The organism is Sphingopyxis sp. L1A2A (genome assembly GCF_005502465.1).
Lineage (GTDB): Bacteria > Pseudomonadota > Alphaproteobacteria > Sphingomonadales > Sphingomonadaceae > Sphingopyxis.
Genome location: NZ_SCOT01000015.1, coordinates 73,711 through 85,051, shown reverse-complemented (window position 1 = coordinate 85,051; position 11,341 = coordinate 73,711). Strand labels below are relative to the sequence as shown.

6 protein-coding genes are annotated in these 11,341 nt (G+C 64.8%); 2 read left to right on the top strand and 4 right to left on the bottom strand.

Translation table 11 applies throughout. The annotated features are described in order from the left end of the window. Positions 1–27: 27 nt before the first annotated feature. The 4 genes from FFS68_RS10935 to FFS68_RS10920 all read right to left on the bottom strand — a co-directional run bounded on the left by FFS68_RS10935 (position 28) and on the right by FFS68_RS10920 (position 2,624). Positions 28–327: a hypothetical protein gene (locus FFS68_RS10935; RefSeq protein WP_137753225.1), complete on the bottom strand. Its 300-nt coding sequence runs from the start codon at positions 325–327 to the stop codon at positions 28–30. A gap of 799 nt (positions 328–1,126) precedes the next feature. Then, positions 1,127–1,345, bottom strand: coding sequence for a hypothetical protein (locus FFS68_RS10930; protein WP_137753224.1), 219 nt, complete (start codon positions 1,343–1,345; stop codon positions 1,127–1,129). 246 nt (positions 1,346–1,591) lie between these two features. Further along, on the bottom strand, positions 1,592–1,828 hold the full coding sequence (locus tag FFS68_RS10925) for a hypothetical protein (RefSeq protein WP_137753223.1): 237 nt from the start codon (positions 1,826–1,828) through the stop codon (positions 1,592–1,594). Positions 1,829–1,964: 136 nt separating this feature from the next. Then, positions 1,965–2,624 (bottom strand): recombinase family protein, encoded by a 660-nt coding sequence (locus FFS68_RS10920; RefSeq protein ID WP_137753222.1) that lies wholly within the window; start codon positions 2,622–2,624, stop codon positions 1,965–1,967. Between the two features lie 236 nt (positions 2,625–2,860). Between FFS68_RS10920 and FFS68_RS10915 the strand changes: the two genes are divergently transcribed. Both FFS68_RS10915 and FFS68_RS10910 read left to right on the top strand, forming a co-directional pair. After that, positions 2,861–3,616, top strand: coding sequence for a hypothetical protein (locus tag FFS68_RS10915; protein WP_137753221.1), 756 nt, complete (start codon positions 2,861–2,863; stop codon positions 3,614–3,616). A 402-nt stretch (positions 3,617–4,018) separates the two neighbouring features. Continuing rightward, the gene (locus FFS68_RS10910) at positions 4,019–11,065 is read left to right on the top strand and encodes a putative Ig domain-containing protein (protein WP_137753220.1); all 7,047 of its coding nucleotides are present in this window, start codon (positions 4,019–4,021) and stop codon (positions 11,063–11,065) included. The last annotated feature ends 276 nt before the right edge of the window (positions 11,066–11,341 follow it).

The window sequence follows — 11,341 nt, the reverse complement described above, 5'->3', positions numbered from 1 at the left end:
GATGACGGCTCTGAGCCGTGCGCGGCATCAGATCGGAATCCCGCGCGGGATCAGATCGGAACGATGCGCGTGATCATGTCGGTATCCCTGCGCGGGATCGTCGGAATCCGCAGCCGTGTCGCTGTCGAACCACAGTTCGGCCATGCTCGCCACTACGTCTGCATAGCCTGAGGGCTTGGGTGAATATGCAAGGGTATTGACGTTGACGAGGATCGAGCGCGCCTCTGGGTGCCGCAGCCGATATGCGTCTGCCCCTTCCTTCCCTTGAAAGAAGGCGACGCGCCGCAATTCCTGGGTGTGATGCTTGCGGCGGTCTCCCGGCGTCATACCGGATAGGTCCGCCTCGTGGTTTATCCCATCGGGGACCAGTGGACTATCCGCTGTCACGGTGGGCCATAGTCCCAAGGTAAATTGCGCTGCGGATGATCTGCGTTGAAGCGGGCGATTGCTGCCTTCGTCTCCGATGCCCGGCACGATAGGTTGCAATCCTGCCACCGGGGGGAAGGGCCGGTCATCATATCGAGCCGGTCCATTGCTGCGAACATCGCTCGTGCGTCCCCTGTGGGGTCGCTGTCAGTCGTCATCTATCGTGCCGAGGGAAGCCGCTCGCGCGGGTTGTCGGCGCGGAACGCGGCAATCATGGCCTTGGTATTGGCAGCGCGTCCGCTCGCCCCTCGCACAGCCCACGAGGGGTAAGGGATCCGGAGAAGGTCCAACATAGCGCGACAAGCGGCCATGCGATTGGAGTTCCCGCTGAAATAGTCGGCAAGGTCGGGGTTGTTCCGCAGGGCATATAGGCCAGCGGATGAAATGGGCATCGTGCCCGGATCGGTCATCGGTTTCCTTTCGGGATGGTGGGTTTCAAAAGTATGTTATTCAAGACAGGTGGCCCCCGCGCTTACGTGGGTTGGATTTCAGAAATGCCAGAGGGGCGACCATGCATCAGCACGGACAGGGCAGGCGGTCGATTGAGCGACCCTCTCCGCGCACCCGGACAACCACGAGGGATGCAAGGGGAGAGGGCCGCTCGACCGAAATCAAGGCCGAGGCCAAGGAAATCCCGGTGCGCGTTCAACGGAAAAGCCCGCGCACGGGGACTATAGGATTGGATCGGCGAGTGCCGAGGTTACGCCAGCGCCTTCTTGCGGTCCCGCAAGGCGGTCATTCGCGAGGGCTGGGCTGATCGCTTACGTCCCGGCGCCTTGCGCTGTAGCGGGCCGGGGAGGGCCACGCCGAGGGCTTCGAGGGCGAAGCGCATCCCGGCGAGATAGGGCTTGGGCTTCCCGACATACCGGGCAACGGCATCCGGGTGCGATAATATGCTGGCATCCACTGTGACGTGCATGACGGTTTTCTCCGATTTCAGGTGCGGAAATCCGCGGGCTGTATGTTGTGATGGTATCAATTCATAAGCCACTGAAAAAGAACGATAATAAGTTTGACTTCCAAACGGCTGGGCTACGGGCGCGTTTTCTGTTGTCTTGACGGTATCAAATCGGAGAACCCCGATTTGTGCGGGGACGCTCTGCCGCAATCGGGCGCAGCCGCGTCGATCCTCTTGACGGTCCCGAATTGGCGAACCCCAAAAAACCTATGCCCGCTGCTCTTGTGCAAGCCGTCCCGCCAAGCGGGCAATCTGACCTTCAAACAGCCGCACGGCCAGCGCCAGCGCCTTTGCCGCCTCGCCGTCGCGGAGCCTACCTAGCTTCACCCGCTCGTGGAAGCGGGGATCGCCTACAGCCCAGCGACCGAAATCCGAGTAGGGTGTTCCCAGCTCGCGGCGCGTGTCCTGCATCGCTTCCAATATAATCTCGTGTCGGTCGGTCATCGTGTCCCCCTGTTGCTGACAGCCTGCCTATCCACGACGGCGCGCCGGTCGGTCAACATGGGGCGCCCCGTTTGTTCCCGCGCTACGGCTAGGCGGCGGAGAGGGTGGGCGGCAGGTTCATGTGATAGGCGCTCCACTATGCTGCCAGCCGACCTAGCGCGCGGTGTAGGTTCGCAGGGTGCCACTTGCCCCCAGCAGGGGACGGCACCCCCTCATCGTTGAGTGCGGCAATCATCCGGCGCACGGACATTCCGCTTTCCTTCATGGCCCGCAGGCGGTCAGAGAGGGGCGCGAGACGCTCCGCAGCCGCAGCCTTGTTCGCCGCCGCCAATGCAGCGCCATTGCGCCCCAGCACCGTCCCCCGCGCCTTGGCGGCGGCGAGGGCAGCCTTGGTCCGCTGCGATATGACTTCCCCTTCTTTCTCTGCGAGGGCGGCGAACAAGTGAAGCTGGAAACGATCAGCGTTTGGCATATCAGCCACAGCGAAATCGACCCCGGTTTCCATCAGGCCCGAAATGAAATGGACGTTGCGCGCCAGCCGGTCGAGCTTTGCCAATACCAGCTTGGCCTTGGTCCGCTTCGCCTCATTGAGCGCGGCAAGAAGCTGGGGCCGCTTGGCGAGCGCATTGCTGCCCTTGCCGGTTTCCACCTCCAGATATTCCCCGGCGATCTCCATCCCGGCAGCGGCGGCATAGCGCGCCACGGCTTCCCGCTGGGCTTCTAGGCCAAGCCCGCTGCGTCCCTGCCGGTCGGTCGATACGCGGAGATATGCGATTGCTTTGCGCTGTTCGGCCATGAAATCACCTCTTACTGTTCACAAGTTATCCAGCGTTTATATGTGAACAGTCAGTGACGCAAGTGGGCAATTGCACGGCGGTCGCAGGGGCTGGGCAGGGTGTCAGGCTTTATCGCGCCGCGCGCGGTGCGGCTGGGGGACACCCCCCACGGGGGGAAGCCGCAGCACACATGGTCGGAGTTGCCCTCTCGCATGACTATGCTATTTTCTGATCCGGCTTAGTCAAGAGAGGCGATATGGACGAAAACAAACGCACGGTTCGTTCCAACAAGCTTATGATCGGTGGTATAGTAATCACGATAACGTATCTGGTTATTATTGCAATCTACGGCTGGTCGTCTTGGGGTGACGCGAAAAATCTCAAATTGAACGAGCTTGGGGATTTTTTGGCAGGCGTGTTTAGTCCCCTCGCGTTCCTTTGGCTGGTGTTGGGATATTTTCAACAAGGGGAGGAGTTGAGGCACAGTGCAGACGCATTGTGGTTGCAGGGGCAAGAGCTTCAAAACTCCGTGACCCAGCAGCGGCAGCTTGTGGAAGTCACAAGAGAGCAGCTGGCGCATGAACGTGAGACTGCTAGCGCAGTGGAGAAACGGATTGCCGCAGAAAATGAGGCCGCAGAGTTACGCGCCGCTCGGTCGAGGATCGACGCTCATAACGAGCTTATCGAGCGAGTGACTTCTCTTGGCGTCCTTGCGACCGAGGAGGCTACAAACCAGCTGGCGCGTTACGCCGACGACTATGTCGGTCATATGGGAACAATATCTGGCGATCTTAGCGGACGACGCTTGGATGAGCTTCGCGGATCGCTTCAACCCGTGAGAGACAGAACGCTTGATGTGCCGCTGATGGAGGCGATCAATGCGCTACAAGACACGCTCATGCCACGCAGCATTTCTGCGGAAGGAGGCACTGCCTTTGTCGCCGCACTCCGACAGCATCTGGATGATATTTGCGATGCCTTGTTGGTTGTGGATGGGCTGCGAAAGCAGTGAAATAATCCGCAGTAGAGAACCGGAATAGCTGTTGCTCAAACTGTTACATGTGGATATACCGGCTATTACAGACAGGGTTTGAAAAAACCTAGGATTTCTGCGGTTTTTGGGTGCTGAGGCCTTAGTCCTCTTCTGGCACCATTTTCCTTGTCATGCCGACAGCCAAAATCCGGCGCCGCCAGCGGCGGCTGGGCGGTGTTGTCCGCGGTTTGGCCATCGCCGCGGCGGAAGGGTTCCAGATGCGGCCATCCCGGCGGAAAAAGCGATGGGATTCGATGCGCTTCGGCGCTTTGCTTTATGTGAACTAGCACATTTCCCTTTCTAGTGATGCGACGCCCTCGCTCCTAGGGTTCGCCGCGGGCGCTTTTGCCATTCGGCGGGCGGCGTGGGGAACGGAAGATCATGAAATTGGCGGGGTTGCGCATGGCGATGGCGCGGTGGATGGCAATTGCGGTGCTGGTCGCCTTTGGCGCGATTCTTCCGCAAACGGCGAGTGCGCAGCATACGTCGGCCGAATGTCCGCCGCAGAGCGCCACCGTAACGAGCGGCGGCGCCGTTACGATCAATATTTCGGATTGCGAATTCGTGTTTGGAAACGGGGGTGTCGGCGATATTGATGGGGGGTCTTTTGGCCCCGCGGACTTTGAGGATCATGGCACCGCAACGACAAGGCATACGGGCGGCCAATGGTTTCTGGACTATAGTCACAACGGCACCACCGGCATTGGATCGACCGATGTCTTTGAACTTGCCGACGGCTCGTTGACCGGCTCCGGTGATGTTCGGTTTACGATCACGATCAATGCGTCGGCCTCGCCGATAACGGTCACCCCGGGCTCTTTGCCGACCTTGACGGCCGGCGTCGCCTTTTCGCAGGCTTTGGCCGCAAGCGGGGGACTGGCTCCCTATAGCTACACCCTGCAATCGGGTGTCTTGCCACCCGGTATATCGCTCACGAATGGCGGGGGATTGTCGGGTACGCCAACCCAGCGCGGGGCTTATTCATTCAGCGTGCGCGCCACGGACAGTACATCGCCGACGGCGCAGTTCGTTGACAAGGGTTATACCGGATCGGTCCAGAACCCCAGCCTGTCTTTGGCAACATCGACCGTCACGCTGGTGTCGGGGCAGGCGGCATCAGCGCAGCTGGCGACAAATGGCGGTGTGTCGCCGCATATATATGCGACCGAGCCGCCGGGCACGCCCATGCCATTTGGCCTGAACCTGTCGTCGAGCGGGTTGATCACCGGGACGCCCTCGGGCACCGGGACGGCGACGATCCAGTTGCGGGTGACCGACGCAAGCACGGGTCTGGGCCAATATTTCGAACTCGAGACCTTGACGATCAACGTGATTGCGGCGCCCACCGTCTCCATCGCGGTGGCCCCCGCATCGGTGTCCGAAGATGGCGCGACCAATCTGGCCTATACGGTCACGCGCAGTGCTGCCAGCGCCAGCCCGCTGACCGTCAATCTGACGACCTCGGGAACCGCGACGGCGGGAACCGACTATAGCGGCGGCGTGGCGACGGTCACGATCGCGGCTAACGCCACCACCGCGACCGTCACCATCGACCCGACCGTCGACGGGACGGTCGAAGCCAATGAAACGGTCATCCTGACCGTTGCATCCGGCGCCAGCTATCTGGTCGGTGCGCCGGCGTCTGCGACGGGGACGATCCTGAACGACGATGTGCCGAGCGCGTCGATCACCGTTTCGCCGGCAAGCACCCCCGAAAATGGCGCCCCCAATCTGATTTATACGGTCGCGCTCAGTGCGGCGTCGGCGTCGCCGGTCACGGTGAATTACACGATCGGCGGGACCGCAATCCTCGGCGATGATTATGCCGTTATCGGCACCTCGGTGACCATCGCCGCGGGGGCGACCAGCCAGACGGTCGTCGTCAATCCCAATCCCAACGGCACGATCGAGCCCGACGAGACGGTCATCCTGACGCTGGCGGCGGGGGCCGGGTACACGGTCGGCACACCGGCCAGCGCCACGGGGACGATCCTGAACGATGATTTTCCCAGCGTTGCGGTCGATAGCGTAACGGTTGCCGAGGGCAACAGCGGGACAACGAATGCGGTCTTTACCGTGCAGTTGTCGGCGCCCGCCGCATCGGGCGGGGTGACCTTCGACATCGCGACATTCGCCAACACCGCAACGGCGGGCGAGGATTTTGTCGCGAACAGCCAGACCGGGGTGGTGATTCCGGCGGGCGGGACGTCGGCGCCCTTTACCGTGCTCGTCAATGGCGACGCGCTCAACGAAACCAACGAGCAATTTTTCGTGCGGATCGCCAATGTGACCGGCGCGTTCGTCAACGGATCGCAGGGGACGGGGACGATCACCAACGACGATCCGCTGCCGACGCTGTCGATCGGCAGCCCGTCGATCGTCGAGGGCAATCTGGGTACCCGGACGCTGAACTTCGTTCTGACGCTCGATGCCCCCAGCAGCCTCGGTGTCAACGTCGTGGTGAACACCGCCAATGGTACCGCGACCGCGGGCAGCGACTATGTCGCGGTCACCAATGGCGGGCTTTTCTTTGCGCCGGGCGACACCAGCAAGACGTTGCCGGTCACCGTCAACAGCGACACGACACCCGAAGCCGACGAGAGCTTTACCGTCACCATGTCGGGTGTGACCAACGCGACCATCGGCACCAATCCCGGGACCGGGACGATCACCAACGACGATGTGCCGCTCGACATTCTGCCGTTGAACCTGCCGAACGGGACGGTCGGCATCTTGTACAGCGCGATCTTGACCACCGATGGCGGCACCGCGCCCTATAGCTATGCGGTCACCGCGGGAACGCTGCCCGCCGGGCTCAACTTCGACCCGAACGGCACATTGTCGGGGACGCCGGTGGCGGCGGGCAACGCCAGCTTCACGATCGCCGCGACCGACAGCAGCGGTGCGCCCGGACCCTATACGGCCAGCCGCGCCTATACGGTGACGATTGCGCCGCCGACCATCGAACTGACCCCGGTGACGCTCGCGAACGCGACCTTTGGCGTGCCGTACAGCCAGACCATCACGGCTGACGGGTCGATCGCGCCGTACAGCTTTGCGGTCACCTCGGGCAGCTTGCCCCCCGGGCTCACCCTGGCGCCCGGCGGGACACTGTCGGGGACACCGACGCTGGGCGGTCCGCGAACCTTCACGATTACCGCAACCGACGCGACCGCGGCGCCTGGTCCCTACACCGGCGCCCGCGCTTATACCCTCACCGTCGATGTGCCTGCGCTTGTCCTGCCGGCCACAACCTTGCCCGACGGCGCCACCGACATCGCATATGCGGCGCAGATCAATTCCGCGACCGGCGGCGTGGCGCCCTACACCTATGCCGTGACGTCGGGCGAGCTGCCCTATGGGCTGACGATGTCGGCGTCGGGTGCGATCACCGGCACCCCGACGACTGCGAACCTCTTTGGCTTTGTCGTGACCGCGACCGACGGCAATCCAGGCGGCGCGGGAGTTGTGCAGCAAAGCTATTCGATCACCATCGTCAACACCCCGCCGGTGGTGGGCCCGGTAACCGCCAGCGTTCCGTATGGCGCCGGGCTGACGCCGATCCCGCTCAGCATCACCGGCACGGCAAACTCGGTCGCGGTGGTCACGCCGCCGACGCATGGCCGCGCGGTGGTCGACCGGATGACGATCAGCTATATCCCCGACACCGGCTATGCCGGGGCAGACAGCTTCACCTATCTCGCCAGCAACAACGGCGCCAACTCAGCACCGGCGACGGTGACGATCAGCGTCGCCAATCCGGCGATCACGATCACCGCAGGCGGCCCGCTGACCGCGACGGTCGGTGCCGCTTTTGGCGAGACCTTCACTTTCAACGGCGGGACGCAGCCGTTCACCAATTACCAGGTGACCGGCCTTCCCGCCGGGATGCAGGCGGGCAGCAGCGGCGCGAACACGATCGAGATCATCGGGACGCCGACCAGCGCGGGCAGCTTTGCGCTGACGGTTTCCGCGACCGACGCTTCGACCGGCACCGGGCCGTTCGGCGCCAGCCAAACCTTCACGCTGACCGTTGCCGGCCCGACGCTCACCATGACGCCGGGGGCGGGCCCCTTGACCGCCGCCTATAATGCGCCCTTTGCGCAGGCCTTTACCGCCAGCGGCGGCGTCGGGCCGTTTAGCTATGGCCTCAGCGGGGCATTGCCCACGGGCCTGAGCTTTGCAGGCAACCAGATCAGCGGCATGGCGACCGCGCCGGGCAGCTATCCTGTCATGGTCACCGCGACCGACACCGGCGCGACCGGGGCGGGGGCGCCGTTCACGATCGCTCAGACTTACACAGTCAACGTCCCCGCGCCGACGATCAGCATCGTGCCGGAAACGCTGCCGAACGGCACCGTCGGCACCAGTTACAACCAGACGGCAACCGCATCGGGCGGCGTATCGCCCTATGGCTATGCGGTGACCGCGGGCACGGTGCCGCCGGGGCTGACGCTTTCGGCAGGCGGCGTGCTGACGGGGACGCCGACCGCGGGCGGCACCTATAATTTCACCCTCACCGCGACCGACGCCAACGGCCAGACCGGCAGCCGCGCCTATGCGCTGACGATCGGTGCGGCGGTGGTGACATTGCCCCCAACCACACTGGCGGGCGGTCAGGTTGGCTTTGCCTATAATGCCCCGCTGAACCCGGCGAGCGGCGGGACCGCACCGTATAGCTATGCGGTAACGGGCGGCGCATTGCCGGGCGGGCTGACGCTGTCGGCGGGTGGGACGCTGGCGGGCACGCCGACTGCCTTTGGCACCTTCAATTTCGCAGTGACCGCGATCGACAGCAGCACGGGCAGCGGGCCTTATGCGGCGACGCAAAATTATGCGGTGCAGATCGAACAGCCCGCGCCGGTCGCCAATCCGGGGTCGGCGACGGTCGTCTATGGCAGTTCGGCGAACCCGATCGCGCTCAACATCACCGGCGGCGCGGCGGCAAGCGTGGCGATCGCCACACCGCCCGCCAACGGCACGGCGGTCGCCAGCGGCACCGGCGTCACCTACACGCCCAATACGGGTTTCGCGGGCAGCGACAGCTTCACCTATACCGCGACCAACGCGGGCGGAACGTCGGCGCCGGCGACGGTGACGATCACGGTCGCCAACCCGGCGATCACGATCGCGGTGGGCGGACCGCTGACCGCGACGGCGGGGACGGCGTATAGCCAGACCTTTACCTTCAGCGGCGGCGCGCAGCCCTTTGCGGGCTATCAGGTGACGAACCTGCCCACCGGGCTGGCGATCAGTGGCACCAGCGTGAACAGCGTGACCGTGTCGGGCACCCCGACCAGCGCGGGCAGCTTTGCCCTCGCCGTGTCGGGCACCGACGCCTCGACCGGGGCCGGGCCGTTCAGCACCAGCCAGACCTTCACGCTGGTCGTGGGCGCGCCGACGCTGGCGCTGACCCCGGCGACGGGCAGCTTCACCGCCAATTATGCGGCGGCGTACAGCCAGGCGATCACCGCAACCGGCGGGGTCGGCCCCTATAGCTACCGTCTGACCGGCAATCTGCCGGCGGGCGTCACCCTCAATCCGTCGACCGGACTGCTTTCCGGGTCGCCGACGGCGTCGGGGAATTTCAGCTTTGCGGTGACCGCCACCGACACCGGATCGACCGGCGCCGGGGCGCCGTTCACGGTGCAGGGTACTTACAGCCTGACCGTCGCGGCGCCGCTGGTTTCGGTGACCCCGACCAGCCTGCCCGTCGCAACCGCCGGTGCCGCCTATACGGCGACGCTGACCGCCGCGGGCGGGGTCGGGCCGTATCGCTTTGTGCGCAACGGCGGCGCGCTGCCTGCGGGGCTTTCGCTGTCGGCGGACGGCATCGTGGCGGGGACGCCCACGGCGGCAGGCGCCTTTGCCTTCACCGTCAATGTCACCGACGCCAACGGTCAGGCCGGCACCGCCAGCCTGACGCTGACCGTCGGCAATTCGGCGATCACCGTCACCCCGGCGACCTTGCCGGCGGGAACGCAAGGGGTCGCCTATAGCCAGCGGCTCACCGCGGCGGGGGGCATCGCGCCCTACAGCTTCGCGGTCAGCTCGGGCGCGCTGCCGCCCGGCCTCGCGATCAATGCGACAACCGGGGTGATTGCGGGGACGCCGACCGGATCGGGTGACGCGACCTTTGCGATCACCGTCAGCGACAGCACCGGCGGCACGCCGTCGACCGCGACGATCACTTATACGCTGCGGATCGTCGCGCGGCCCAACCCCGCGAACGATCCCGAAGTGCGCGGGCTGGTTCAGGCGCAGGTCAATTCGGCCCGCCGCTTCGTCGATACCCAGGTCGGCAACTTCAATCGCCGGCTCGAAGGGCTGCGCCGCGGCGGTGGTAGTGGCGGATTCAGCAATTCGCTGCGGATCAGCGCGTCGGATCATTGCATCGACACGGTCACCGCCTGGACCAACCCGGTCTGCGCCAACACGGGCGGGGCGAACCGCCAGCCGGGCGGTTTTGGCGCCAATTCGCAGGGCGGCCCGCTGACCGGCGGCCTGCTCGGCGGCGGTGCGATCGGATCGGCGGAGGCTGGAGACGGCACGAACGCGGCGGCCAACGCCGACGGATCGGGCGGCACCGCCGCCTCGCCGCTCACCATCTGGGCGGGCGGCACGATCCGCTGGGGCGACCGCGATGCCCAGACCGGGCGGCCGTCCGAACGCTTTGAATCGGAAGGCGTGACCTTTGGCGCCGACTATCGCTTCAGCCCGTCGTTCGCGGCGGGGGTCGGGGTCGGCCTCGGCCGCGAAACCACTGATGTCGGCCGCAACGGGTCGCAGAGCGAAGGCGAGGCCAAGACGCTGGCGATCTATGGCAGCCATCTGCTCGGCGGCGGTCTCTACATCGACTGGCTGGCGGGGTATCAGTGGCTCGATTTCGATCTGCGCCGCTACGTCACCCTGTCGGGGGCGCTGGTCAATTCGTCGCGCAGCGGTCGCCAATGGTTCGGCTCGGTATCGGCGGGCGCCGACATCGAAAGCGGCGACTGGCGCTTCACCCCCTATGCGCGGATCGACGCGCAGCGCGGCAAGCTGAACGGCTATACCGAAAACAGCGGTTCGGTGTTCGACCTGACCTACCTCGATCAGGATGTGGCGTTCACGTCGATCGGCGCGGGGGCCAAGATCGATTACCGGATTGCGGTCGAGAACGGCTTTTTCCTGCCGCGCCTCCGGCTGGAATATCAGCGCGACATCGAACGCGATAGCGAAGCACTGGTCGCCTATTTCGACCAGATCTCGGGGCCGTTCAATGGCGTGCCGCTGACCGGCTACGCGCGACGCCGCCTGTTGATGGGTTTTGGGGTCGAGATGATGATCGGCGACCGAACTGCGGTCGACATCGAATATTCGCATCGCGACAACAGCGGGGCGGGGGCCGATCGGGGCGTGCTGATCAACGTCAAACAGGCGTTCTGAGCCGACCGGGTGGCGCGGCGATCCGGGCCGGATTGAAAAGGAGAAGCGACGTCGCGGGAGGTATCGCGACGCCGCTTCCCCGGTTCGCGACGGTGCCAGGTTGGGGGCGGGCATGGCCCGTCAACAAGGCCCATGAGCGGTCAGCGCGGGGTGAGGGCAGCGCCGCGCTGCACTAGCCCACCAGCGCGGCAAGATGTCATGGTGCATCGAAACGCTTGCGCCCCGCCATGTCGGCGATCAAATCCGCGCGCTGGGGCCGCGCGCCGCTTGGCGGAT

Excerpts from the sequence above, each read along its gene's own strand:
- FFS68_RS10935 (WP_137753225.1), bottom strand. The coding sequence starts at position 327 with ATGACGCCGGGAGACCGCCGCAAGCATCACACCCAGGAATTGCGGCGC.
- FFS68_RS10920 (WP_137753222.1), bottom strand. The coding sequence starts at position 2,624 with ATGGCCGAACAGCGCAAAGCAATCGCATATCTCCGCGTATCGACCGAC.
- FFS68_RS10915 (WP_137753221.1), top strand. The coding sequence starts at position 2,861 with ATGGACGAAAACAAACGCACGGTTCGTTCCAACAAGCTTATGATCGGT.
- FFS68_RS10925 (WP_137753223.1), bottom strand. The coding sequence starts at position 1,828 with ATGACCGACCGACACGAGATTATATTGGAAGCGATGCAGGACACGCGC.
- FFS68_RS10930 (WP_137753224.1), bottom strand. The coding sequence starts at position 1,345 with ATGCACGTCACAGTGGATGCCAGCATATTATCGCACCCGGATGCCGTT.
- FFS68_RS10910 (WP_137753220.1), top strand. The coding sequence starts at position 4,019 with ATGAAATTGGCGGGGTTGCGCATGGCGATGGCGCGGTGGATGGCAATT.